Genomic DNA, 24,942 nt, shown 5'->3' with positions numbered 1-24,942 from the left:
ATCTGCGAGGGGTTGCCATGCGTAATCGCCAACAGCTTCTGGCCAAGCTTCGAAAGTTTACTCACGGATATCGCGATCGTGCGGCGATCATTTCCGGAGGGCCGGGATTGGGAAAGTCCTGGACTTTAGAGCAGATTGGGCAACAACTCAACGGTCAACCGCACCGGTTAATTCGATCGAGTAAGCATGAAACCTCATGGCCGTTGTCTGGACTTTTGTCGTTTCTTTGCGCCGTCCCGCTCAAACTATCGCCAAAAGTCACCGAGCTATTTCCCAACGCAGTAGATGCCCAGGTGGACTGCTACCAAATTGCTATGGCCCTGCACCAAGAGCTCGTTGAGAAGGTAGAACCCGAAATGGTTTTTCTCATTGACGATTTAGACTTAATGGATGCTGCCAGTCAGCGAATTATCGGTTTTCTCGCCAGTCGCATGCAGGGAAATCGCGTCAGCTTTATTACGACAATCAGCACGGATCGCGTTCCCGAGCCCTTCGAAGCCTTTCGGAGGTACAGCTTGGACAGAATGGATCCTACAACCCTGAAGCAGGTCGCCAAAGACCACTGCATCGTCGACCTTCAGGATTCCGTGGCCGAAGTGCTAGCACAATTCGCTCACGGTAATCCTGGAACCATTGTCGAACATGTCAAGTCGCTAACAGATGCGCAATTGGAGAACCACTGGCCACTGGCGATTCCCTATCGTCCAAGGCAAGAATCCAGCGCGACTATGAGTGACTTGCATGCGCAGTTTACTCCTGCGCAGATCAACGCGTTGCGTTATATTGCTATTGGTCCTCTGATCTCATATGCCAGCGCCTTGAAGCTGCCGGAGGTAACCAGCTTCGACCTCCGCGAACTAGTCACTGCCGGGATCGTCTCACTGCACGAGGATATGCTAAGCCTTCCGGATCTTTTGATGCGCAGCCGTTTGTTCTGGAGCGCCGATTGTCCGAACCGGATCCAACTGCATAAGCATGTCGCCGAGATATCTGAGACGCCGGCACTGAAGCTCTTTCACGAAAGCCACCTTGACGATTCGATGGCCCCGTCCGGAGAACTCATCATCGCCGCCATTGAGCTACTCAAACGAGGCAGAATCCACGCTGCCATCGAATTCGTTGAATGGGCGCTAGTCCGGCTCGAGGAAGAGAACCCTGTTCCCGAACTACTCGCCTACATCTTGCAGCTGCTGCGCAGCGGTCAACTTGGAATTGCACAGCGCTACACCCAATACACCTTGACGCTGGAAATGACTTCCAGTGAAAAGCTCAAACTAATGACCCTGGAGTTGGAACTGATGGCTCTTAAAGGAACCTTCATTCCGACATCAAGGATTTATAGCGCAGTTGATGAACATCAATGCGAACATCACGCATTGTGCGGAAACTTGCTGAGCATGAGTGCTCTCGCGCTTTGTTTGAACGGCCAATTGGAAGATGCCGGTGCGGATCTGCGCCGCGCCAAAGAGCTATTCACCAAAGCGGATTCAGACGGGACACCACGATTTTTGCAGGCGCGGATGGTGCACGACTCATACACCCAAAACTTTGATCCAATCCTGTCGGAATCGCAAGTGATCAGCCGCGCGAAGCCAGGCGAAGTGCATGAAATCACCTACTTGACTGTCGCATCGGCGCTCTCGGAGCTCGGTCAGCACGAGCAAGCGCGAGCCACCTTGGCACGACTATTAAGTGGTGCGCATGGCGTACCTTTATATAAATCTCTGGGCTTGCTCTACGACGCACAATTGGCAATCAAGGCCCACGATGTTCCCCGTGGTTTGAAAGCCGTTGAACGGTGGAATTCTTCGGCTAACGCAGGGTTGATGCGTCCGTTGCCTCGAATTATTAATGCTTGGTACTGGCTCATGAAGAACCGCGCGGACAAGGCGATGCCTATCCTTGATTCGCTTCGTCCTTACGCCCATGACGAGATCCCCTCGATTTACGCCAGCAGAGTCACCGAATTGGCGGGTCTCCATGCACTGATGAGCGGCAGATTCGACGAAGCCGCTACGCATTTCCAGCACACGCAACTCACGTACCGGAAGATAGTTAATACCCAGTATGTGGAAACCTGCGTGAACCTGATCGAGGCCCTAGCCTCGGCCAATCATCCCGAACAGGCCGCCAATGAATTTCGTGCAACGCAATCTCTGATGGCGTCGGTGAAGAGCCGCCAGGCGAAGTTGCTCCTGCGTCGTGCCCAAGCCATTGCCTTGCCCGGCGAAGTGGCCCTCTCACGCTTTCAATCGTTGCTGGAAACCTGGCAGCCTGGCGACAGTTTGTTGGAACTTGCAAGAATCCACCACTGCTATGGTGTGCGCTTGGACTTCATGGGCCGCCAAAGCCAAGCGGTGAAGCAGTTCATCGCGGCCAAGACAATTTACCGCAATATTGGTGCCCTAGGTTGGGCCGATAGCGTTGTAAAACTACTGTCAAAGGTAGACGACGCACCGACGTCCGAACCCGAGCTGGAGTTGCTGACTCATGAAGAAAACCAGTTGGTCTCGATGGTTCGCCAAGGCCTAACAAACAAGGGCATCGCTGATGAGTTGTTCATATCAGTCAGCGCGGTCGAAGCGAGGCTTACGCGGCTATTTCGAAAGACCGGGACGCGCAATCGGCAACAACTCTCTGCGCATTTCGCGCTGCGCATCGCCTAGGAGCATGTGTTTTGCCCCTGCGCCGGATGAATCCGGCTGGCGCAGGGGCATTGCACATTCGATGGCTAGCTACCGTTAGTGGCTAGCGATCCCCCAAGCCTATGCTTGGCTTCGCGCCAGCTCGTGCGGATACTGCGCGTGGCGCTTCTGGAACTCCAGGATGGCCGGGTTCTTGACCACACCGTCCTGGATCTCGATGGCGTGCGCGAGCGTCTTGTTCTCTTTCCACAGTTGAGGACCGCCCATGACCTCTTCGAGGAACGGAAGCAGCCCCAGGCTGATTTCCCAGCTGGCCGAGTTCCACAGATACGACGGCGAATGATCCACCGCGTAGTAATTGATATTCGGCCCCACCTTGAACATCGGCTCGGCGAAGGACGTCGGCCTGGCCCATTCGAAGCCCATGCCTTCGTCGCAGGACACATCGACGATGATGCTTCCGGGATAAAAGGCCTCCAGCTGCTCGGTGCTCAGGTACATCAGCGGGGCATTGGGATCCTGCAGGGTGCAATTGACCACGATGTCGCTCTCGGCGAGGAACGGAGCCAAGGGGACCTTGCCTTCGTCGGTGATCACTTCGCTCAGATGCGGCCCGCTTTCGTGCTCGAACTGCACCATCGTCACCGCGTGGATCGGCGAGGCTACCGCCGCCACGGCGCGGGAGGTGAGCACCTGGATCTCGTTGATGCCATGGGCGCGCAGTGCGGTGACCGCCCCGCGAGCGGTAGCGCCGAAGCCGATGACCACCGCCGAGAGCCGGCGCCCGTAGTCGCCGGTGACCCCGCACAGCTGCATGGCGTGCAGCACCGAGGCGTAGCCGGCGATCTCGTTGTTCTTGTGGAAGACGTGCAGCCCGAAGCTTCCGTCGCTGCCCCAGTGGTTCATCGCTTCGAAGGCGATGAGCGTCAGTTTCTTGTCCACCGCCAGCTGCGTGAGCTTTTGGTCCTGGACGCAGTGCGGCCAGCCCCACAGCGTTTGCCCCACCCGCATTTCTTCGAGATCCGCGTGCTGCGGCTTGGGCAAGAGCAGGATGTCCGCGGTTTGCATGATTTCGCTGCGCGTGGCGATGGTGCCCACCAGCGGGGCGAGTTGTTCGTCGTCGATGCCGCAGGGCAGGCCGTAGCCGGTCTCGACCATCATCCGCTTTCGGAAGTTCTCATCGATCCGTTCAAAGTGCAGCGGGTGGATCGGCAGGCGCCGTTCGTCCGTCTTCTGCGAAGTTGCGATGACACCTAGTGAAAGGCCATTAGTCGAATCCATGCGTGGTTTTCTCTTTCTATGTGGGACAGGCCACAACGGACCGCCCCATACAACCCACGGTACAGTGCCCTACCAAACCCCTGGCTTGGCTGGGTGCCAACGGGCCGCTCGGGACGCGGGAAAACGCGAGGACTCAGGGATTGGGGCGCGGCGAGAATTCGGCCAGCTGCCAGCCCATCCACGGGCTGAAGGCCCACGGGGTGCCTTGCACGGCGGCTTCCAGCTTGTCCGGCTCGACCCACTGGTAGTCCATGACCTCCTCCGGGTTGGGCGCCAGCTCATTGTCCAGGGTGGCGATGAAGACCGGGCAGCGTTCATTCTCCACGATGCCGCTGGCGTCCACGGCGCGGTAGGCGAACTCCGCGAGCACCACTTGGGGGTCGGCGATGCGCGCACCGAGCTCATGGGCCGCGTGCCGGCGCACCGCATCCGCCAGGGCTTCGCCCGGCACCGGGTGGCCGCAGAAGGAGTTGGTCCAAACCCCGGGCCAGGTCAGCTTCGACAGGGCGCGGCGGGTGACCAGCAGCTGTCCTTGCGCGTTGAACAGATAGCAGGAAAAGGCCTGGTGCAGCGGGGTGTTTTCCGTGTGCACTAGTTCCTTCGGGCACGAACCGATCGGTTCGCCATCCTCGGAAAGCAAGATGACGTCCATAGAATGCTGCACTTCCTTCTCTGCCTCTTGGGCTACGCGAACATGGTGGTGTAAATAATCAGCATAGTGAGCAGGAAGCCGCAGAGGTAATTGATCCAGAGAAATCTCTTCCATGCGGCATTCACCGCCGCGGAACTTGCATCGCTCACCGCCAGATGCGGCAGCGCGTTGAGCACGTAGGGAACTGCCAGCAGGCCCGCGCCGGCCGCAGGCCAGGACAGCCCCAGCAGCAGCACCGCCCCGGCCAGCAGATAGGCGAGCAGCACCAGGTGCAGCGTGAGCCGCGCGCCGAGCACCGTGGCAATCGAGCCCAGCGCCCCGGCCCGGTCCGGGATGATGTCCTGGATGGCCCCCAGCGCATGGCTTGCCATCCCCCAAAGCAAAAACGCGCCGAAGACGCACCACTGGGTGAGGGTCAAGCCGCTGCCGGCCAGCACCCAGCCGTAGACCGCCGGGGACACGAAGTGCACCGCGCTGGTCAGCGAGTCCAGCCCCGGGCGTTCCTTGAAGCGCAGCCGCGGTGCGCTGTAGGCCAGCACCGCGGCCACGCTGCCCGCCAGCACCGCGTTGGACAGCGCGGTCCCGCCCAGGGCCAACAGCGCGATGAACGGAAGCGAAATGACCAGGCAGGCGGAGAGGATCGTGCGGTGCGCATCCCTGGACAGCACCGCGCCCTCCACGCCGCCCTTGCGCGGATTGCGCAGGTCCGATTCGTAGTCGAAGACGTCGTTGACCCCGTACATCAGCAGGTTGTACGGGAACAGGAAGAAGACCGTCCCCACCACCAGCAGCCAGTCGAGGCGCTGCCCGGCGATCAGGTAGGCGGCCGCAAAGGGGTAGGCGGTATTCACCCAGGAGATGGGTCGGGAGGTGGCGAGGATTGCGCGGATCATTTACCGCTCCCCTGGTTTTTATGCTCTGCCGTGGGCTTCCCGCCGAGCAGCCACCACAGGGCGGGCATCAGCAGTACCGCGCACAACGGGTAGAGGAAGTCTTCAATCGGGGCGCGTCCGATGCGCACTCCCAGCAAGGTCTGCTCGCCATAGTCGAACAGTCCCGCCGCGATCATCACATTGTCGAAGATCGCGGTGAGCAGCGCCATGATCAGCAGTCCCAGCCCCAAGACCGGAAGCACGGCGGCCGGCCTGATCCGCCGGCGCAGCAGGGCACCGAGCAGGGCGAGGGCGGCGAGGGCCGTAAACCAGAAACCCAATTCAAGAAACATTTCCTTTTCCTTCCCGGCGTGGCCGCGCAGCGGCTTGCGGCCGGCGCAGCAGCGCAACCCCGTTGACCACGATCATTGTCGAATAGCACAGGAAGAACAGGAAGAACACCTCTTCGAGCGGCAGCTGCTCGGCCACCATGATCCCGGTCATCAGCGCCGAGTCCAGGTGCAGGAAGATGCCTTGGGCGATGGCGATCACGTCCCAGAGCAGGAAGAAGGCAGTTCCCAGCACCAGGCTAGCCAGCGCGGCCCAGGGCTTGGCGAAGACAAAGAGCCTGAAGCGCGCATCGAGCAGCCCCATGCAAACGATGAGCCCCAGCAAGATCAGCAGATAGGTCATCGGCCCGCTCCGCACAATCGCGCCCACTGCGCCTGCTCGATGGCGCCGGGCGTGCCGATGCCGTTCACCGCCTTGGCGGCCAGCTCCCCGCTAATCAGGCACATCGGCACCCCGATCCCCGGGCGCACCGAACTGCCGGCGAAGTAGAGCCCGGCCACCTTGCTGCTCTGGTTGCCCGGGCGCAGCATCGCGCTTTGCCCCAAGGTGTGGGCCAGGCCGAGGGCGGAACCGCGGAAGGCGCCGTATTGCGTGAGGAAGTCCGCCGGTCCGATGCTCTGGCGCACCACCACGCGCTCGCGCAGGTCCGGGATCCTTGCCCAGGCGGCCAGCTGGTCGATGGCCGCGTCCGCGACCTGCTCCACCCTGAGATCCCCTTGCCCATCGGCTCCCCCGCTGCCCCATTCGGGCAGCGCCGGCGCGGGAACGAGGATGAATAGATTCTCATGGCCGTCCGGGGCAACGCCAGGGTCCGTGGCGCTGGGCTTGCAGACGTAGATGCTCGTCTGCTCGCCCAGTTCGCGGCCTTCGTGGATCCGGGCAAAATTATCATCCCAGTCGCGGGTGAACAGCAGGTTGTGGTGCTCCAGCTGCGGGAGCCGGCCGGAGATGCCCAGGCAGAGCAGCACCGCGCTGGGGCCGGGGTCCTTGGACTTCCAGCTTTTCGCCGGGTGGCTGTGCAATTGAGGGTCCAGCAGCTCGCCCTCCAGGTGGTGCAGATCCGCGGCGCCGATGACGACGTCCGCTTCGGTGCGCTGCAGACTGCCATTGGCATCGACCCAGCGCACCGCTTCCACCGCGGGTCCGGGGCGTTTCCCGGTTTCGATCTTCGTCGCCGTGGCGCCCAGGTGCACGGTGGCGCCCCGGGAGATGGACAGCTGGCCCATGGCGTCCGCGAGGCCTGCGAATCCGCCCATCGGGTATTTCACTCCGTCCACCAGATCCAGGTGGCTCATCAATTGGTACAGGGCCGGGGTGCGCCGCGGGCTGGAGCCGAGGAAAACGGCCGGGTAGCCGAGGATCTGGCGCAGCTGCCGGTTGCCGAACCGCTTGGCAATGTAGCTTTGCAGGTTGCTGGCCAGCAGCGGCGCGAGGCTCCGCGCATGGCGCGCGAGTCCAGGGTTGAGCAGTCCCTTCAAGGAGCGGAAGTCGTCATAGAGGAAATGCTTCAGTGCCAGCGCGTAGCTGGTGCCGGCCTGGGCCAGGTATTCATCCAGCGCCGCGCCGGATCCGGGCTCCAGCTCCTCGAAGAGTTCCCGGACCGCGTCGCCGGTGCCCACGTCCACCGGCGCGGCGCCGTCTTCGAAGAAGGTCCGGTAGCCCACCGGCAGCTCGCGCAGCTCCAGGTGCTCTTCCACGCGCGAGCCCATCAAATTGAACCAGTGCTCGAAGATCTCGGGCATCAGGTACCACGAGGGACCGGTGTCGAAGCGGAAGCCAGCGCGCTGCAGGCGTCCGGAACGCCCGCCGAGGGTGGGGTGCTGCTCGAGCACGGTCACCTGGTGCCCGCTGGCGGCCAGCAGCCCGGCGCTGGCCAGCCCGGAGAACCCGGCGCCGATCACCACGACGCGGGAGGAAGAAGTGCTCATTTGCTGCTCCTAGAAATAGTGCCGAGCATGGTCCTGGCCGCGATCAGGGCCTTGCGCGGGGTCGAGACGGAGATCCGCCGGGTGAGCAGCTCGCTGGCCGCGGTACGTTCGAGCTGCCGGTTCAGTTCGGCAAACAGATCGTGGGCCATGCGCACCGCGCGTGCCGCGCCGGGCGGAAGCAGCGCGATGCCGCGCTCGGCGACGGCAAGGTCGGCGTAGATCTCGGCCACCAGCGCGGATTTCTGCGCTTCGGAGAAACCCTGCGCCGGGTCGCCCGGGAAATAGCTGCGTCCCAGCTGCTGGCTGTCTGCGGCCAGATCGCGCAGGAAATTCACCTTCTGGAAGGCCGCGCCCAGGCTCCGGGCGGCGGCGGTGGCCTCCGGGGTGTGGCTTCGCTGGCTTCCGGGCATGGCACGGAACACCTGCAGGCACATCAGCCCCACCACCTCGGCCGATCCGTAGATGTACTGCTCCAGGGATTCGGCGTCGTGCGCGCTGCGCAGCAAATCCGCGCGCATGGAGGCGAAGAACGGGCGGGTCAGCTCGGTGCCGATGCCGGTGGCCCGGGCGGTGGCGGAGAATGCGTGCACCAGCAGGTTGGTGCTGTACCCGCTGTCCAGGCCCTGCTCGGTTTCCGCTTCGAGCGCCTCCAGGGCGGCGGCGACCTGCCGGGCATCCAGCCCGGCTTCGCGGGCTACCCCGTCGACCACCTCGTCGGCCAGCCGGACCAGGGCGTAGATGTTGGCGATATGCCTGGCCGTGTCCCGGTCCAGCATTTTGCAGGCCAGCGAGAAGGAGGTCGAGTAGGAGCCGATCACCACGCGGGCGCTGCGCTGGGCGGTGTCCGCGTAGCGCTCCAGATCTGTAGGTTCCATGGCTCAGTTGCTCCGGGAGAGGATCAGGGCGGTGCATTCGTGCAGCATGCGTTGCGCGGCGGCAGGCAGGCGCAGGAAGGTGGCCGAACGGGTGGCGGAGGCGCAGAGCTCGTTGGCGAGTTTGCGGGCGAACTGCTCGGCTCCGGATTCTTCCAGGGCGTGGCGCAGGGTGGCCATATCGCTGTGCCCGGTCCGGTAGGAGGCCAGCAGCGAGCTGAAGCCCTCCTGTTCGCTGGCCAGCGAGATCAGAATGGTGCTCTTGGCTTCGCGCAGATCCGAGTCGTTGGGCTTTCCGGTGGCCTCCGGCTCCCCGAAGGTCCCCAGCACGTCGTCGATCACCTGGTAGGCGATGCCCAGCTGGCAGCCCACCGCGCCGAGCCGCGCGGCTTGCTGCGCGCTGGCTCCGGCGAGCAGGGCTCCGGCCTGCAGCGGAAGCTGGAAGGAATAGGCGGCGGTTTTGAGCTCTTCCATGCGCAAGACCTCCCCGGTGGTGGCCGGCTCTTCTAGCAGCGAGTAGAGCAGGTCTTCGAGCTCACCGGCCCCGGCCTGCGCGATGGCCTGGTGGAAGGCCTCCTCCACGGCTGCCTCGCAGTCCAGGCCGTGCCCGGCGCGGGCGGCCAGCTTGATCGCCTCCGCCAGCAGCAGGTCCCCGGCGATCACCGCGGCGCTGTTGCCGAGGTGCTCGGCATCGGCCGCGCACCGTCCGGCGGCCAGCGCCTGGTCGCGGTAGTGCGCCGACAGGGTCGGCCGGCCGCGGCGCATGTAGTCGCGGTCGATCACGTCGTCATGCATCAGCAGGGCGGTATGCAGCAGCTCGAAGGCGCAGGCCAGATCCTTCGCGCGGCCCGGGTCCGCCCCGGCGAACGCCTGGTATCCGAGGAACACCAGGGCCGGGCGGGTGAGTTTTCCGTGTTCCACGCTGCGCGCGATCGCCTCCCAGAGCTGCGCGGTGTGCGGGGAATAGGCGCCGGCCCGTGCCTTGGCCTGGTCCAGGATGGTTTCCAGATGCCGGCGGATTTCGGCCAGTGTCCGGGTGTCGGCAAAGCCGGGCAATCCGGGGTCCTTGCTCGAAGGTGCCGTGTGTGAGGTGGCGTGGATGGTCATGGCCCTTTGCTCCATAGGTGGGTTTCGGTGTCGGATTCCAACGCTTGGCAGGCCTCATGCAGGAAGCCAAGCACCGTGTGCTGTTGCTGCTCGTCCAGTTCCCGGAAGGCCCGGTAGATTCCGCGCAGGCTTCCCGCGGCTTGCTCCGGGAGGCCGGGAAAGTTCGCTCCCTGCAAGATCAGCTTCTTGCGCCGGTCCTGGGGATGGTCCTGGCGGCGAATGTAGCCATGGGCCTCGAGCCGGTCCAGCACGGAGGTGATTCCCGCCGTGGAGACCGAAAGCTTGGCACCAAGCTGTCCGGGACCGAGTTGCTTATCGACTCCCAGCGCGTTCAACGCCCGCAGATCCGTGTCGTTCAGGCCCAGTTCCCTGCGGTATTCGTCCTCGGCCGCCGCGTAGGCATGCTGGAATTGGCGCATGAGTCGCAGCACGCTAGAGGACCTGGGGTCCGCGGTGGTAGCCATGAAGAACTTCTCTCGCTAGGTTGATTATTAGCTTCGCTAGATACATCATGGTTTAAGTATCTTCATTTGTCGACTCCAGTTTCAAGATCTTTGGCCCACCAACCGCGAGGAGCGGATCATGAAAGAACCACAACACAGCGCATCGATGGCCCCTTGGCCTACGGTGATTCTGGAAATCGCGGCTCTGGGCGCGGCGATCACGGCGGCGTTCATCGGCAGCGGCGCCCTGGGCGGCACCTCCATCCAAGATGCTGCCGGCGGCTACCTCGGTGCCGATTCAACCTTGCTAGCCCCTTCCGGTCCGGCATTCTCCATCTGGAGCTTCATCTATCTGGGGCTTGCGGTGTTCGCCGTCTACCAGGCCTTGCCCGCGGGGCGGCGCTCGGAAACCCTGAGGGCACTGCGCCTGCCGGTGGCGGCCTCCGCGCTGCTGAACGCGGCCTGGATCGCGGTGGTGCAATTCGACCTGCTGGCGTTGAGCGTCGTGGTGATTTTTGCGCTGCTGCTGGTACTGATCTGGATCCTGGTCCGGCTGGTGCGCTTCTCCAGCAGCTCGCGGGCCGAGCATTGGATCATGTGGCTGACCTTCGGCGTCTATCTGGGCTGGGTGAACGTGGCAAGCATTGCCAATGTCTCGGCGCTGCTCTCCTCCTGGGGCGTGGGAGAAAACGCCGCATGGGCTCCGGTTGCGGCACTGGTTATGCTGGCGCTTGCCGTGATTATCGCGGTGGCGGTCTGCTGGTACTGCAGGGGAAAGCTCTACACGGCGCTGGCCATGGCTTGGGGCATTGCCTGGATTGGGCATAGCCGGCTCACCGGGTCCAATGAGTCCGAACTGGTCGGCTACTCGGCGCTGGCGGCCGCGGCCTTGCTGCTGCTCTGCGCGGCCGGAGTCGCCCTGCGCTTGCGCGGCCGAGAAGAATTGAGCCAGCCATGAGCACCATTGCGGTCACCGGCGCGACCGGATACATCGGCGGGCGGCTAGTCCCCTTGCTGCTCGAACGCGGGCACCGGGTGCGCGTGCTCACGCGCAGCGCCGACCGGCTGCGCGACGTCCCCTGGCGCGAGCAGGTAGAGGTTGTCTCCGGAACCCTGGAGGACGGCTCGGCGGTCGCACGGCTCTGCGCCGGAGCGGACGTGGTCTATTACCTGGTGCATTCGATGTCCAGCACCAAGAATTTCATGGCCGCCGAGGAACGGTGCGCGCACAGCATGCTGAAAGCGGCCACCGAGGCTTCGGTGGGACAGCTGGTCTACCTCTCCGGGCTGCATCCCGAGGGCGAACTCAGCGACCATCTGGCCTCCCGGGCCAAGGTGGGCCGGATCCTCGGATCCGGCCCGGTCCCCTTGCTCACCTTGCAGGCGGGCCTGGTGATCGGTTCGGGCTCCGCCAGCTTCGAAATGATCCGGCATTTGAGCGACGTGCTGCCGGTGATGCCCGCGCCGCGCTGGGTGCTGAACAAGGTCCAGCCCATCGCGGTGCGCGACGCCCTGCATTATCTGGCGCGCTGCGCGGAACTGCCGGCCGGCAGCTGGGGGACCTATGACATTGGCGGCCCGCTTGCCTACAGCTACGCCGAGCTGATGCGCAGCTACGCCGTCCAGGCGGAACTGCGCAAGCCGTGGGTGATACCGCTTCCGCTGCTGACGCCGCGGCTGGCCTCGCATTGGGTTAACCTGGTCACTCCGTTGCCGCATACCCTCGCCGGCGCGCTGGTTGATTCGCTGCAGCACGATTGCCTGGTGCGCAACCGGGCCATCGATGAGCTGATCGACCGCCCCGAAGGCGGGCTGACGGACTATCCACGCGCGGTCGCGCTGGCCTTGGAGAAGATCCGCACCGACTCGGTGGACACCAATTGGGCTACGGCGCACCCCGTTTCGGCCCCCGCGGATCCGCTGCCTTCGGACCCCGAGTGGGCCGGGCACCGGGTCTACGTCGATGAGCGAACCCAGGACAGCGCGGCAAGCGCCGCCGGGCTGTTCACGGTGCTTGGCCGCATCGGCGGAGAGTCCGGCTACTTCTCCTTCCCGCTGCTCTGGAAGGCCCGCGGGCTGCTGGACAAGCTAGCCGGAGGGGTAGGCCTGCGCCGCGGACGGCGGCAACGCGAAAAGCTGGCGCTGGGAGATGTGGTGGACTGGTGGCGGGTCGAAGCCCTGGAACCGGGCCAGCTGCTGCGCCTGCGCGCCGAAATGCGCGTGCCCGGACGGGCCTGGCTGGAATTCCGGCTCAGCGACCAGGAGGCCGGAAAGGTGCGGCTGACCCAACGGGCCATCTTCTTCCCGCGCGGGCTCGCCGGACGGCTCTACTGGTGGTCCGTGTACCCGTTCCACGGCCTGATCTTCTCCTCGATGCTGCGCAGCATCATAACGCAGGCCGAAAACGAGAGCACCCCGGCCTAGGGAGTTATTCGCCGGACTCGGAGGCTTCGGGCTCGACCCCGTAGAGGCTGTCCTGCAGGGCATCGGAGGTGCCGGCGAGGAAGCGGATCACCACATCGCGTTCTTCGGCGCTCAACCCCAGGGCCACGTCGAATCGCTTGGCGTGGTGGCGCCCCAGCTGCTCGCGGGCGGCCAGATGCGTTTCTTCGCTGACTTCCACCTGCCAGGAGCGCCGATCGGTGGGGTGCGCCTTGCGCACCACATGCCCGCCGGCCACGAGCCGGTCGATCATCTTGGTCACCGAGGCGGTGGTGACCCCCAAATGGCGGGCGAGCAATCCAGGGGTCACCGCTTGCCCGGCATGCTTTGCGGAAATGAGCTGGCGAATGGCGCGCATATCCGTTTCGTTGAGCTTCATGAAGCTCTGCGCGCTGTGCATGATGCGCCGCTCCACCGCACGCATCCGCCCCAGTTCGGCCATGATGCGCTCGATCTGGGCGAGGTCCTGTGCCGGGATGCCAGCGCGGGGTATGAGCGCCTGCTCCGGGTCCGATTGCGCCAAGCTATACATCGTGGGCAGCTTTTCGCGCTCCACATTCCACCCCTTGAATAATCACCTTCAGCCATCCCGATCGCGGGATTGCTCTTCCAAAGCCTACTCCCCCGGCCTGCGGCAATAAGCAGGATCCTGGCTATTGCACCGCCCCGCACGCCAGCGGCCACCTTGCAGGATGCACAAAACCTCCCGAACTTTGCTAGTTCGGGAGGTTTTGTGTGGTTGGTGCGAGTAGAGAGACTTGAACTCTCACGTCCGAAGACACTGGAACCTAAATCCAGCGCGTCTACCAATTCCGCCATACTCGCTCGCGCTACACCTGACTTGAAGTCCGGCAACTCGACCTCAACCAGTCTAGCGGAATAATTCGCAGATATAAAATCGGCGAACCGTGCTTCTACTTTGGATCAATCCCCAAGTCACGACGCAGCTTTGCAACGTGACCGGTGGCACGAACGTTGTACTGCGCCAGGGAAACCAGACCCTGCTCGTCGACCACAATGGTCGAGCGAATCAGCCCCTCGTAGGTGCGGCCATAATTCTTCTTTTCGCCCCAGGCGCCATAGGCTTCGGCAACCGCATGGTCCTCGTCGGCCAGCAGCGGGAAGTTGAGCTCTTCCTTGGCGGCGAACTTCGCCAGCTTGGTAACACCGTCCGGGGAGATTCCGAGAACCTCGTAGCCCAGGCCCTTCAGGGACTGGATCGAGTCGCGGAAATCGCAGGCCTGCTTCGTGCAGCCAGGAGTGGACGCCGCCGGGTAGAAGTACACGATCGCTTTCTTGCCGCGGAAGCTGGACAAGGTCACTTCATTGCCCTCGGCATCGCGCAATGTGAAGTCTGGCGCCTGATCCCCCGCAGCCAAGCGAGTTGGCGTAGTGGCTTCATTGCTCATTCGTAGAACCCCTTTTCCGTGGATATACAAAAAATCCGACCTGATAGTTCAGGTCGGATCTCATTGTGCGCCCCTCGGGACTTGAACCCGAAACCTACTGATTAAGAGTCAGTTGCTCTGCCAATTGAGCTAGAGGCGCTTACTTCGCTCTGACTAGTCCGTTTCCGGTTCATGTCGTTGCGACGTAGATAATCATAGACAGAAGGCACCCAAAAAGGAAAATCGGCCAACCGCACCCCCTGAACAATAATAACGCCTAGTCAGTGGCGCTTTTTCGAATTCTGGCGAGCGGGATTTCCAAAAATTAACTAAAAGTTCGCCCGTGCAATGGATCACAACAGGGGGCGTCCTGCCATGCAGTTGCGGCTTTTCGGCGGCGCCAAGGGTTGCCGTCACGGGGCATTGACGGCACCCTCGATGGCTCACCGCGTGAGTTGATCCAGGTCTTCTTCGGTGATTTGCTGCTCGGGTTCCGCACGGGACTCACTCTTCGCCAGCGGGAACACGCGGAACACCATGCCGCATACCGCGACGATCAAGGAGCCGAGCAGCACCGTAACCACCAGGTAGCTCCAGCCTTCGTTCGCGAGCAGTATCCCAATGGGGTTTCCCCCTGCCGGCGGATGGGTCACGCGCAGCAACGCCATGGCTGCGATGGACAAGCCCACCGCCAAAGCGATGCTCCACCACGCGGAGGGCAAGTAGGTTCGGACCAGCAATCCGCAGCATGCGGAGACCAGGTGGCCACCGACCAAGCTGACCGGTTGCGCCATGGGCGAGGAAGGCAGCAGAAAGACCAGGACGCAGGAAGAGCCGAAGGCTGCGATCAGAATCGGTGATCCAACGCTATTGCCCACCCAGGACAAGGCGGCGATGGCCAGAAAGCTACCCAGCGAGGCCCACAGGACATGCCTCCAGGCCATCGCAGGTTGCAGGTGGCGGAGTAACGGGTGAATCGAGTGCCTCATAAGCGGGCCTTTCAAGGTGAGGGCCCTGTGCAGCGAGTGGGTCAGGTCGCGGGCAACACTGATCCAATCGCCGAGTCGAGGGCTCGCGAAATTGCGGAAACGGGTTTTTGAGCCAGTCGCACTACGGCCAAGGAAATTGCGACATGCGGCTCGGTGAGCGGCAGGACTCGAATATTTGCCTGCGGCGGATGCTTGGTGATGGCAGATTCGGGAATCACGGTGACCCACGGACCCTGGGCGACAAGGTTGAGCAGGGCCTCAACGGAATCGACGTCAAAGCGCGGGCGCAGTTCAATTCCATGCTCCGCAAATCGCAGATCCAGCTGCTGCCGGGCACGCATCGCCGGAGACAGCAAGGCCAACGGGACATCGCGGAGCATGGAGCCGGTCACGTACTTGGTTTCGGCCGGAAAAACTCCGTGGGGCGCCACCACCACATGGGAAATTTCGCTGATGGCCACGGCCAAGATATCCGGCCCATCGGCAGCGGAGGGCAGAATCACCCCGGCTTCGAGTTCAAAGCGGCGCAATTTTGCCATGATCTGCTCACTGCTCAATCCGGTGGAAAGCGTGGCCGTGACCGAATGCTGCTGCCGCCCCAGCTGGGACAAAACCGAAGCTGCCAGCGCACCGCCAGCAGGGATAGCTCCAACCCGAATGCGGGCGGTGAGGTTTCCGCGGGCCGCGGAGAGCTCGGTCAGCATCGAATGCTGGTTCGCCACCATCTTCTGCGCCCAGATCAGCGCCTGCTGGCCTTCGGTGGTGAGTCCCTCGAAGTTCCTTCCGCGCGTCACGAGCGGAACGCCCAGCTCGGTTTCCAATTTCCGGATCGCTTCGGACAGCGCCGACGGGGAGACGAAGCAGGCCGCCGCAGCATGTCCAAAATGCTTTTCCCGGGCCAGCGCGACAAAGTACTCCAACTGGGTCAGAAGCATGGACTCCTACTTTCACATCATCGGCCTGCGCAGGCATTCGGGCCTGAGCGAATCTCCCGCAAAGTATCAAAGCCCTTGCCCGAATACACTAACCGAAGCTACTTCTGGCTCGGCGTAGGAATGCGCGCCGGTCCCGGCGTAGTCCCCGCCCTGGACGATCAGGTATTCGGGGCGGATCTCGCGGCCCTCGAAGAAGCATTCCAGGATTTCCCGGGTCCCTGCGGCGTATTTGGCCTGGGCGGAGAGCGAGGTGCCCGAGGTGTGGGTGGTCATCGCGTTATGCGCCATGGTGCGCCAGGGATGATCCGCGGGAGCCGACTGCGGGGCCCACACGTCACCTGCATATCCGGCGAGCCGGCCGGACTCCAGGGCCCGAACGATGGCATCGGCCTCGGCGATGGCCCCACGCGCCGGATTGACGATGTAGGAACCGCGCCGCATGGTGCCCAAGAGATCGTCGTTGAGCAAACCGGTGGTTTCATCGGTCAGCGGGGCGTGGACGGTGAGCACGTCAACGTGCTTGACCAGCTCGTTAATGCTCTCGTGGAACTGCAGGTGGTATTTTTGCTCATACTCGGCCGGAAGGCGGAACCGGTCGTTGTAGTGCAGCTTCACGCCAAAGGGGGCCAGCCGCTCGATCACCGCGCGGCCGATGCGGCCGGCCGCGAAGATGCCTACGTCCATGCCCTCCAGATCATAGGAGCGCTCCACCGCGTCGGCGATATTCCATCCGCCGTCCGCGGAAATCTTGTGCTGGAGAACGAAATCCCGCACGAGCACCAGAACCTGCATGACCGTGTGCTCGGCCACCGAATGCGAGTTGCTGTAGGTGACCTCGGCAACCGTGATACCCAGATCGTTGGCCGTGGTCAGGTCGACATAGTCGCTGCCGATGCCTGCGGTCACGGCGATCTTCAGGTTCTTGGCCTTGGCCAGACGCTCTGCGGTGAGGTAGGCCGGCCAGAATGGCTGCGAAATGATGATGTCGGCATCGACCAGCTCGCGTTCGAAGACCGAATCTTCTCCGTCCTTGTCGCTGGTCACTACGAGTTCGTGCCCGTTGTCTTCCAGATACTTGCGCAGTCCCAGTTCGCCGGTGACCGAACCCAACAGGGCGCCGGGAGTGAAGTCGATGCCCTTTGGATTTGGCAGGGTCTGCCCATTGGGATAGTCCGGCACCGCAGGAAGGGAATCGCGAGCATAGTCGTCAGGGAAGTTTGGGAAACCTTTCACGGGATCGGGATAGAGAACGAGTACGACCTTGGCCATGACGCTGCTTTCTGTTTTTGCCTGTGAAGCGATGTTTTCGCTTCTATTTCAGGTTATTTCAGCAAATTGGCAACGTAAATGGCACGGCTCCGCATGGCCATTCGGCACGGCCGAACAATGTTCCGGCCGAGCAGCTGCAGATCCGGCTCGCCGGGCGAAGGGCAACCTGAGGACAGACACCACCAGCGGCCTTGGAGGTTCCAAGCCTCCGTGGTAGATGGCTAGACGGCTGAAGATCCAAGGTCCGCACCGATATTCTGCAATCGGGGTCCAGGCAGCCTCTCAGCGGACGCGTTCAACCCATTTCAATTGAGCAATGACCTTTAATTTCTCCTGGCCGCACCAGCCCGCATCAAGCTTTCCTGCGCAAAGGGCACGCCCAACTGTTCGTTGCTCACGAGGTTCAACGCACGGAAGCTTTCGGTGGTTAGGGGAATCCGGTGCAGTGCATCGGTCAGGCGACTAATTTGGCGACGAGCAAAATTTATCCCGGGTACGCAAAAAGGCCGGACCGAAGTCCGACCTTTTTCACCGTGCGCCCCTCGGGACTTGAACCCGAAACCTACTGATTAAGAGTCAGTTGCTCTGCCAATTGAGCTAGAGGCGCCCGCTGCGATGTTCTAGAAGCTTTTTGTGCTTCGCGCTTTCGCAACGAGATAAAACTTTACCAGCTTTCGGCGAGAGTGCAAAACGAGAGGGACCCTTCGGCCGGTGACGTTCGTTACAGCAGATGACTTGGGGTTATTTCCATGGGCATCACCTGCTTTATACAGTGATCCCATGATCACCCAACGCACGGTTTCCTTTCCCACCCAAGAACTTCTCGACGCTGTCGGCGAGTTGCCAAGCAACCTCAAGCCGGTTATTTGGGACTTGGTCAACGAGCCATCCACGAACCTGGAGGAGATCGACATAACGATCTTCCCTTATATGGCCTCACCGCACAGCCTGCGAAACATCGATCGGGCAACAAACGTCAGCCACGTACAAACGCAGACCACCGGCTACGACGGACTGATTGACCTCGTTGGCGACCGAGCAAATATCACGACGGCCGCCGGCGTGCACGCCGCAGCCACCGCAGAGATGGCACTGGGGCTAGCCATCGCTTCGCTGCGCGGTTTCCCGCAGGCGGTACGCGACCAGAGCGAAGGGGCATGGAACCCTATGCAGTGGCCCGGCTTGGCCGACCGCACGGTGGGCCTTGTCGGAGTCGGCGGCATCGGCGAGGAAATCCGCAGACGCTTGGAGCCCTTCGAGGTGAACCTGTTGCGCTTCGGTTCCCGCGCCCGCACCGACGAGCATGGCCAGGTGCTCTCCATTGACCAGCTATCCGCACATGCCGGTGAAATCGAGGTGCTGATTCTGATTGTTCCGCTCAACGACTCCACCCACCATCTGGTGGACGCCGAGTTGCTCTCCAAGCTTCCCGATGGTGCATTGATAGTCAACGTGGCCCGCGGTCCGGTGGTTGACACCGACGCGCTGGTCGCCGAGGTTGCCTCCGGGCGACTGTCGGTCGCCTCGGATGTTTTCGAACCAGAACCACTGCCGGCGGACCACCCGCTGTGGCAATGCCCGAACGCGTTGATCCTGCCGCATAACGGCGGAAATACCGCCGCCTTCTTCCCGCGGATGGTGCGCCTGCTCAAAAAGCAGCTCCCGGCATGGTCAAAAGGCGAACTTGGCGAGAACGCTGTGCACCAGATCACTAGTTAATGCTTTTTAGCTAACAATTTGATCCCACTTTGCGGCACCCCGAGAATTACTGGGGGTGCCGCTAGTGGCGTGCGCTATCTTTGATAAATACCCAGACCGTTTACCGCCGCGAAAGCTTCCGGTCCACCGCGGCTGGGAACCGAGAGCAATCAAGAGGAAGTCGAGCCACCACTGTGCCTTCGAAGCAACAACATCTCGTGACGCGACGCTTGCTGCTCACCGGATCGCTCGCTGCGACAACACTGGCGCTGGCTTCCTGCACTTCGAAGACCGGTGAAGGCGTAGCCTCCGCCAGTGCGTCGGCAAGTGAACCTTCCATCCCGCGTACCCTGCGCCTGGCAGCTTCCGCTCCCCCGGTGTCGCTGGATCCCGCATTGGCCAATGACAACGAATCCTTCCGCATCACCCGCCAGGTCTACGAGACGCTGATCTCCATCGACGCGAATACCGGCAGCCCAATTGCCGGTCTCGCCGAAGCCTGGACCCAGAGCGAAGACGGCCTGCGCTATACCTTCACCCTGCGGCGCGGGGTGCGCTTCCACGACGGCAGCGAATTCAATGCCGCAGCCGTCGTGGCGAACTTCAACCGCTGGGTCAAGCTGCCCAAGGACCTGCAGCTGCGCTCCAGCCAAGGCTTCATACACGTCTTCCACCACGAAAAAGACATTCCCAAGCTGCCTACCGAAGCGGAGCTGAAGCTCAAGCTGGACAAGGACACCACGGCCACCGAGGAGCAGCAGGCGGCCGAAACCCAGCGCCTGGCCGAGCTGGAGAAACTCAAGGCCATTTACGCTCAGGACCTTTTCACCGGGAAATCCCTCGGCGGCAGCGCAAGCTATTTTGCCGGAGTCGAGGCCACCGAGCCATACGTTCTCACCTTGAAGCTGCGCCGACCCCGTGCCGGGCTCATCGAAGCGCTCACCCTGCCGGGGATGGCGATCGCCGCACCGGATACGCTTACCGGAGGTCCGAAAAGCAACCCGAGCGAGGCGCTGCTCACCGCGCCTTCCGGCACCGGCCCCTACAAGTTCGTGTCCAACGACCAGGGCACCGTGAATCTGGAGCTCTTCGCCGACTATTGGGACAAAACGAAGCTCAGCAACAACCCGAACCATCCTGAAGCCGTGGTGGTTTCCCCGATCCCCTCCCCCTACAACCGCGAAAGCGCGCTGATGGCCGAGGAAATCGACGGTTTCGACATGGTTTCGGTCGACATCATGCGCACCTTGGTTCGCAATGCGAAAGTCGTCGTGCAGCGCGACCCGTTCTCGGTGTTGTATCTCGGATTGGACCACCGTAACGAATGGCTGGCCAAGCCCGAATTCCGCATGGCCATCACCCACGCGGTCAATCGTGGGCGACTAGCCGACAATCTCTTCCTCCAGGGATCCAAGTCCGCGCAGAGCATCCTGCCGCCGGCCTTCGGTGTCCCGGATCCGGAGGGCACGCTGAACCACAGTTCCGATAAGGCCAAGCAGCTGCTGGCGGACATCGGCTATAAGGGCGAAATCATTGAGTTCGCCTACCCGCTGCGGGTCTCGCGAAACTACCTTCCGCTGCCCGAGCGCACCTTCGCCCAACTGGCCGAAGATCTAGCGGCGGTAGGCATTCGGATCAAGCCACGCCCCATTGCGTGGACCGACGGATATGTGGATACGGTGCGTTCGACGGAATTCAACGGGATGCATCTCTTGGGCTTCTCCGGTGGATACCGTCTGGAGGATGACTTTATCTCCGGAATTCTCGACGCCAAGGAGCATGAGTTCGGATACACCTCCAAGTTACTTGACTCACAGGTGCTGGTAGCTCGTTCCTTGCCCCCGGGAGAGGAACGCACCGCGGCCATGACCGCCATTTTGGCCACGCTGAACACCGATCTACCGCTGGTTCCACTGGTATTTCCGATTTCGGCGTTGGCCTTCAACCCGAATGTCACTTACTATCCTTCTTCGCCCATGCTCAATGAGAGCTATCTGGACGTGCAGATGACTAACTCACCCGCACTTTCCAGTTAAGGATTTTTAACCGGTGGTCTAGTAGGTCTAGTCTGTAGTAGAGCAAAGTATCACTGTCGATGGAGATCCTCGTGCCTTCTGAAACGTCAACCGAATCTTTTGACGTAGTACTAATCGGTGCCGGCATCATGAGTGCCACCCTTGGCACCATGATCAACCAGCTGGAACCAACCTGGTCTATTGGTCTTTTCGAAAACCTCGACAAGGCCGGAGAGGAATCATCCTCACCATGGAACAACGCAGGTACCGGTCACTCGGCACTGTGCGAACTGAACTACGCCCCGGCCAAGGCCGACGGAACCGTTGACCCAGCCAAGGCAATCGGCATCAACGAGCAGTTCCAGGTGTCCCGCCAGTTCTACTCGTGGGCAGTTGAGAACAAGCGCGTTGCAGACGCGGATTTCATCAACGCGCTGCCGCACATGTCCTTCGTCATTGGCGAGGACCACTCCAAGTACCTCAAGGCACGCTATGACGCCCTGAAGCCGAACGCGCTGTTCGGCGAAATGGAGCACACCACAGATCTAGACACCATCAACGAGTGGACTCCGCTGGTCGCCAAGGGACGTGACGCCGCGCAGAAGGTTGCCGCCTCTCGCGTGGCCTCGGGCACCGACGTTGATTTCGGCCGCCTGACCAAGGACCTGACCAACTCGCTGAGCGCCGCGGGCGCCTCGGTGAACTACGGCCACAAGGTCAAAACCCTCAAGCGCGATGGCGCCGGCTGGGAAATCACCGTCAAGGACAAGGCCAGCGGCGCAGTGAAGACCGTGAAGGCCAAGTTCGTCTTCGTCGGCGCAGGCGGCGGTGCCCTGTCGCTGCTTCAGAAGTCAGGCATCGATGAGATCAAGGGCTTCGGCGGCTTCCCGGTCTCCGGCCAGTTCCTGCGCTGCACCGATGAAACGGTCATCAACCAGCACCATGCAAAGGTCTATGGCCAGGCTTCGGTCGGCGCCCCACCAATGTCCGTGCCGCACCTGGACACCCGCTTCGTTGATGGCAAGCGTTCGCTGATGTTCGGCCCGTACGCCGGATTCTCGATGAACTTCCTGAAGTCCACCGGGCAAATGGATCTGCCGCTGTCGCTGCGCCCGCACAACATCATCCCGATGCTTGCCGTGGGCAAGGACAACATGTCGCTGACCACCTACCTGATCAAGGAGGTGCTCAAGTCGCGCGCCAAGAAGGACGAGGCCCTGGCCGAGTACTTCCCCGCGGCAGACGGCTCCCAGTGGGAGCTGATCACCGCCGGTCAGCGCGTCCAGGTCATCAAGAAGGACGCCAAGAAGGGCGGTGTCCTGCAGTTCGGCACCGAGGTCATCACCTCCTCGGACGGTTCGATCTCCGGTCTGCTCGGCGCCTCCCCTGGCGCCTCGACCGCGACGCCGATCATGGTTGGCCTGCTTTCGCGCTGCTTCCCGAAGCAGTTCGCCGGCTGGGAAGCGAAGCTGAAGGAAATGATCCCTTCCTACGGCACCAAGCTGAACGAGAACCCGGCGCTCTACGCCGAGGTCAAGGCGGCTACCGATAAGAGCCTGGAACTGATCTAGCCAGCTGCGGCACGGTCCGGTTTGTTTCCTGCCGCTTGGCGGCCGGGGAAGCAAGCCGGGCCTTTGTCATTTTGCTAACGCGGTGACCTCGATGGCCAGCGGGGATCGCAAGGTCTGCAACACCACGCAGTATTTTTCCGTCGCCTCGATCAGCTGCGCTACTTCTTGCTCGCTGGCCTCGGTTTGCAGCTCGAAGGACAACTTGATCGAGCTGAATCCCACTGCGGCTTCGGGGTCCAGCCCCAAGGTGCCGCGCACATCCAGCACACCGCTGGCGTGGACGCTGCCGGTAACGCTCAGCGAGCGGTTGATCGCGACCGCCGCCAGGGTGACCCCGGCGCAGGCCACCAGCGCCTGCAAGAGCAGATCCCCCGAACAGGCCAGCGTCCCGTCCCCGCCGGTGGACGGGTGCAGACCAGCGCTCACCAGCGCCTGGCCGGTTTGCACCGAGCAGGAAAGCCCCTCTTCTCCGAGTGTTCCGGTGGCTTCCAATACGATGCTTCCGGCTTGAGGCTGCTCGCGGTACAGCTGCTTCAACGGCCGCTGCACGCTGCGTAAAGTGTCCCGATCCATGGTCTTCTTACCCGTCTGCGAAGTTCCGTGGGACTTTCCCATACACCGAGTATGCGCTCGAATCCCACCGTGGGACCCGAACGTTTGGGAGATTCAGCACCTGCTGGTTGGCAACCGTTATTCGTTACGTCAGGATCGCCGTTCCGTGTCCTTCGAATCTTGATGGACCTTGGAGGAACTTCCCACCTTGTAATGATCTCCTACTAGCGTTCGTCCACAAATCATTAGGGCGAAAGTCCTATCCCGACATTGTTGCCAGGGCGAATTACAAAGTCCAGTTCCGCAGGGCCGATGATCTGGCACCCCCGAGGCAAAGGCTGAGCGCCATTGAAGATTTATTCACTGCCGTATGGACGGTTCTGGGAGCGCGGGAACAATCACCAAACCACAACGCAACGACGCTTAAAAACGAGTGAGTGCGAAATTCCATAAAATTCTCATCACAACCTACGCCCCCTTCCAATCTATCTACTCGCATATTTACATTTAGTTAGCGAACGGTGTCATAATGTAGACATGGCAACGATTAGTACTGCGCGAGATCTGGGGCGAGCAATCCGTGGCGCCCGAATCCAAAGCGGGTTGAGCCAGCAGGGGCTTGCAAACAAAACAGGGCTTTCCCGAAAGTTCATTTTTGATCTTGAATCCGGCAAAGAGACGGCTGAACTGGGCGCTTCGCTTAGAGTTGCCGATGCCTTGAACATCCGCTGGGCTGCCCCTCCTCTGACGCCTCAGACGATCCTCGAGGAGGCGGCCCGCGATATTGCCCGCGAGTTGTCCTCTGGTGACGGTGAATTCGCTCTACGAATTGCAATGGATTCATTAAAACAATTGAAAAAGTTGAAGCCGGAGCGCCTCAAGAAGCCCCGCCCCACCGGAAGCGAACGGTTTGATGCTTTGCTTGCAGCAGGCGCGCGAATTGCACTTGAAGGAGTTTCTGCACAAAAACCTCGGTGGGGTAAAAAACTACAGGATCCTTGGTTTCCAGGTGATGACACGCGGAGTATGAGCGACGCATTCAGGGAACTGACAATAAAGCGCACCCCGAAGACAATGGCAGATTTTAATATTTTCCTCAAAGATAATTCGCTGGAGATGGCGTGAGTAAAGACTTCACGGTCGATGAGATTCGCGAACTTCTTGGCGAGCTTGGGGCAAGGCTGTGTGCCAAAGGAATTACCCCGACGATCCGACTGGTCGGCGGGGCAGCCGTCGCATTCATGGGAAACGACCGTCGGGTGACCCAAGACATTGATGCCTCATATACACCCAAGCCGACGTTGAACGCGTCATTGAAGCAATGGCCCAGGAACGCAATCTTCCATCCGGGTGGCTGAACTCCAGCGCGACCGCTTTCATCCCCGCAGGAGCAAAATGGATCAGTATCAACCTTGGCGACGGGCTCAAGGCATATATCGCTTCGCCTGATACGCTGCTTGCCATGAAGCTGAGTTCAGCACGAGATCGGGATATGCTCGACATCAGCTTCTTGCTGGAAAAGCTGGGTATTCAAAACGTAGATGCGGCCACGGAATAGCCGCAGAGCTCTATGGAGACGATGACGTCGCATATTCTAGGACGAGCCGCGAAGATGCTCCTATCGTTGCCGAAGAAGCCATAAACCAGAAGCGAAAAAACGAACCTAACTAGGCGTTGGCCCTCCGCGGCGGCGACCTTCGTGGATCTACGAAGGTTGCGAAACTTTGAGGACCCCTCCAACGAGGATTCATATTCGCGACGTTCTGGCCTACCTCATGCCCCAAGGAAACGGCTCCAACGAAGCTCCTCCAAGTCGGGCTGACCATCCAAGGGCGCTTGGTGCGATCCCAGCCGAAACGGAGTTCCGTGGTGAACTTCGGCTACCCCATGCCACAGCCATCGGTGGCGCTCGCGGTAATGATGCGGCCCCCT

The 24,942-nt window shown here is 61.7% G+C and carries 23 protein-coding genes and 3 tRNA genes; 8 read left to right on the top strand and 18 right to left on the bottom strand.

Annotation, left to right across the window (positions count from 1 at the left end; all coding sequences use genetic code 11):
* Positions 1-17: 17 nt before the first annotated feature.
* Positions 18-2,666, top strand: a complete 2,649-nt coding sequence (locus tag CQ015_RS13710; RefSeq protein WP_105650377.1) for a LuxR C-terminal-related transcriptional regulator — start codon at positions 18-20, stop codon at positions 2,664-2,666.
* Between the two features lie 99 nt (positions 2,667-2,765).
* Here the strand turns inward: CQ015_RS13710 and CQ015_RS13705 are convergent, their stop codons facing one another.
* The 9 genes from CQ015_RS13705 to CQ015_RS13665 all read right to left on the bottom strand — a co-directional run bounded on the left by CQ015_RS13705 (position 2,766) and on the right by CQ015_RS13665 (position 10,172).
* Positions 2,766-3,926 (bottom strand): N(5)-(carboxyethyl)ornithine synthase, encoded by a 1,161-nt coding sequence (locus CQ015_RS13705; RefSeq protein ID WP_105650376.1) that lies wholly within the window; start codon positions 3,924-3,926, stop codon positions 2,766-2,768.
* Positions 3,927-4,059: 133 nt separating this feature from the next.
* Positions 4,060-4,578, bottom strand: a complete 519-nt coding sequence (idi, locus tag CQ015_RS13700; protein WP_105650375.1) for an isopentenyl-diphosphate Delta-isomerase — start codon at positions 4,576-4,578, stop codon at positions 4,060-4,062.
* Positions 4,579-4,610: 32 nt separating this feature from the next.
* Positions 4,611-5,471 (bottom strand): prenyltransferase, encoded by an 861-nt coding sequence (locus CQ015_RS13695; RefSeq protein WP_105650374.1) that lies wholly within the window; start codon positions 5,469-5,471, stop codon positions 4,611-4,613.
* Positions 5,468-5,803 (bottom strand): lycopene cyclase domain-containing protein, encoded by a 336-nt coding sequence (locus CQ015_RS13690; protein WP_105650373.1) that lies wholly within the window; start codon positions 5,801-5,803, stop codon positions 5,468-5,470. Before CQ015_RS13690 ends, CQ015_RS13695 begins: the two co-directional genes overlap by 4 nt.
* Positions 5,793-6,143, bottom strand: a complete 351-nt coding sequence (locus CQ015_RS13685) for a lycopene cyclase domain-containing protein (RefSeq protein ID WP_105650372.1) — start codon at positions 6,141-6,143, stop codon at positions 5,793-5,795. The genes CQ015_RS13690 and CQ015_RS13685 overlap by 11 nt, the downstream gene beginning before the upstream one ends.
* On the bottom strand, positions 6,140-7,729 hold the full coding sequence (crtI, locus tag CQ015_RS13680; RefSeq protein WP_105650371.1) for a phytoene desaturase family protein: 1,590 nt from the start codon (positions 7,727-7,729) through the stop codon (positions 6,140-6,142). Before crtI ends, CQ015_RS13685 begins: the two co-directional genes overlap by 4 nt.
* A complete protein-coding gene (locus CQ015_RS13675) occupies positions 7,726-8,604 on the bottom strand; it encodes a squalene/phytoene synthase family protein (protein WP_105650370.1) in 879 nt (292 codons plus the stop codon). Before CQ015_RS13675 ends, crtI begins: the two co-directional genes overlap by 4 nt.
* 3 nt (positions 8,605-8,607) lie before the next feature.
* Positions 8,608-9,708: a polyprenyl synthetase family protein gene (locus CQ015_RS13670; RefSeq protein WP_105554419.1), complete on the bottom strand. Its 1,101-nt coding sequence runs from the start codon at positions 9,706-9,708 to the stop codon at positions 8,608-8,610.
* On the bottom strand, positions 9,705-10,172 hold the full coding sequence (locus CQ015_RS13665; protein ID WP_105554418.1) for a MarR family winged helix-turn-helix transcriptional regulator: 468 nt from the start codon (positions 10,170-10,172) through the stop codon (positions 9,705-9,707). The genes CQ015_RS13670 and CQ015_RS13665 overlap by 4 nt, the downstream gene beginning before the upstream one ends.
* A 118-nt stretch (positions 10,173-10,290) precedes the next feature.
* Between CQ015_RS13665 and CQ015_RS13660 the strand changes: the two genes are divergently transcribed.
* Positions 10,291-11,109 carry a tryptophan-rich sensory protein gene (locus CQ015_RS13660; RefSeq protein ID WP_258133741.1) on the top strand — a complete coding sequence of 273 codons (819 nt, stop codon included), beginning with the start codon at positions 10,291-10,293 and terminating at the stop codon, positions 11,107-11,109.
* Positions 11,106-12,575, top strand: coding sequence for an SDR family oxidoreductase (locus CQ015_RS13655; RefSeq protein WP_105570182.1), 1,470 nt, complete (start codon positions 11,106-11,108; stop codon positions 12,573-12,575). The genes CQ015_RS13660 and CQ015_RS13655 overlap by 4 nt, the downstream gene beginning before the upstream one ends.
* A 4-nt stretch (positions 12,576-12,579) precedes the next feature.
* On the opposite strand, the gene CQ015_RS13650 is transcribed toward CQ015_RS13655, so the two are convergent.
* From CQ015_RS13650 to CQ015_RS13615, 8 genes are all read right to left on the bottom strand, one after another.
* Complete coding sequence (locus tag CQ015_RS13650) at positions 12,580-13,149, bottom strand: MarR family winged helix-turn-helix transcriptional regulator (RefSeq protein ID WP_105650369.1); 570 nt, start codon at positions 13,147-13,149, stop codon at positions 12,580-12,582.
* A gap of 184 nt (positions 13,150-13,333) precedes the next feature.
* Positions 13,334-13,418 (bottom strand) — tRNA-Leu (locus CQ015_RS13645).
* Positions 13,419-13,507: 89 nt separating this feature from the next.
* The gene (gene bcp, locus CQ015_RS13640) at positions 13,508-14,002 is read right to left on the bottom strand and encodes a thioredoxin-dependent thiol peroxidase (protein WP_105554415.1); all 495 of its coding nucleotides are present in this window, start codon (positions 14,000-14,002) and stop codon (positions 13,508-13,510) included.
* Positions 14,003-14,068: 66 nt separating this feature from the next.
* Positions 14,069-14,141 (bottom strand) — tRNA-Lys (locus CQ015_RS13635).
* A 283-nt stretch (positions 14,142-14,424) separates the two neighbouring features.
* Positions 14,425-14,970: an HPP family protein gene (locus CQ015_RS13630; protein ID WP_105650368.1), complete on the bottom strand. Its 546-nt coding sequence runs from the start codon at positions 14,968-14,970 to the stop codon at positions 14,425-14,427.
* A 41-nt stretch (positions 14,971-15,011) separates the two neighbouring features.
* On the bottom strand, positions 15,012-15,905 hold the full coding sequence (locus CQ015_RS13625) for a LysR family transcriptional regulator (protein WP_105650367.1): 894 nt from the start codon (positions 15,903-15,905) through the stop codon (positions 15,012-15,014).
* 66 nt (positions 15,906-15,971) lie between these two features.
* Positions 15,972-17,174, bottom strand: coding sequence for an NAD-dependent formate dehydrogenase (locus CQ015_RS13620; protein WP_105650366.1), 1,203 nt, complete (start codon positions 17,172-17,174; stop codon positions 15,972-15,974).
* A 534-nt stretch (positions 17,175-17,708) separates the two neighbouring features.
* Positions 17,709-17,781 (bottom strand) — tRNA-Lys (locus CQ015_RS13615).
* 173 nt (positions 17,782-17,954) lie between these two features.
* Here CQ015_RS13615 and CQ015_RS13610 point away from each other — a divergent pair.
* The 3 genes from CQ015_RS13610 (at position 17,955) to CQ015_RS13600 (ending at position 22,458) form a co-directional block, all read left to right on the top strand.
* Positions 17,955-18,893 carry a 2-hydroxyacid dehydrogenase gene (locus CQ015_RS13610; RefSeq protein ID WP_105650365.1) on the top strand — a complete coding sequence of 313 codons (939 nt, stop codon included), beginning with the start codon at positions 17,955-17,957 and terminating at the stop codon, positions 18,891-18,893.
* A 197-nt stretch (positions 18,894-19,090) separates the two neighbouring features.
* The gene (locus CQ015_RS13605) at positions 19,091-20,908 is read left to right on the top strand and encodes an ABC transporter substrate-binding protein (protein ID WP_181150425.1); all 1,818 of its coding nucleotides are present in this window, start codon (positions 19,091-19,093) and stop codon (positions 20,906-20,908) included.
* A 59-nt stretch (positions 20,909-20,967) separates the two neighbouring features.
* Complete coding sequence (locus CQ015_RS13600) at positions 20,968-22,458, top strand: malate:quinone oxidoreductase (RefSeq protein ID WP_181150424.1); 1,491 nt, start codon at positions 20,968-20,970, stop codon at positions 22,456-22,458.
* A 66-nt stretch (positions 22,459-22,524) separates the two neighbouring features.
* Here CQ015_RS13600 and CQ015_RS13595 read toward each other — a convergent pair whose 3' ends face one another.
* Positions 22,525-23,073, bottom strand: coding sequence for an OsmC family protein (locus CQ015_RS13595; protein ID WP_219844312.1), 549 nt, complete (start codon positions 23,071-23,073; stop codon positions 22,525-22,527).
* A gap of 474 nt (positions 23,074-23,547) precedes the next feature.
* Here CQ015_RS13595 and CQ015_RS13590 point away from each other — a divergent pair, with 474 nt between their 5' ends.
* Both CQ015_RS13590 and CQ015_RS13585 read left to right on the top strand, forming a co-directional pair.
* Entirely contained in the window at positions 23,548-24,135 is a 588-nt protein-coding gene (locus CQ015_RS13590; RefSeq protein WP_105554408.1) for a helix-turn-helix domain-containing protein, read from the top strand.
* A 196-nt stretch (positions 24,136-24,331) separates the two neighbouring features.
* Positions 24,332-24,568: a hypothetical protein gene (locus tag CQ015_RS13585; protein WP_105554407.1), complete on the top strand. Its 237-nt coding sequence runs from the start codon at positions 24,332-24,334 to the stop codon at positions 24,566-24,568.
* The last annotated feature ends 374 nt before the right edge of the window (positions 24,569-24,942 follow it).

Source organism: Arthrobacter sp. MYb221, assembly GCF_002979835.1.
Lineage (GTDB): Bacteria > Actinomycetota > Actinomycetes > Actinomycetales > Micrococcaceae > Glutamicibacter.
This window is presented reverse-complemented; position numbering and strand designations above follow the sequence as displayed.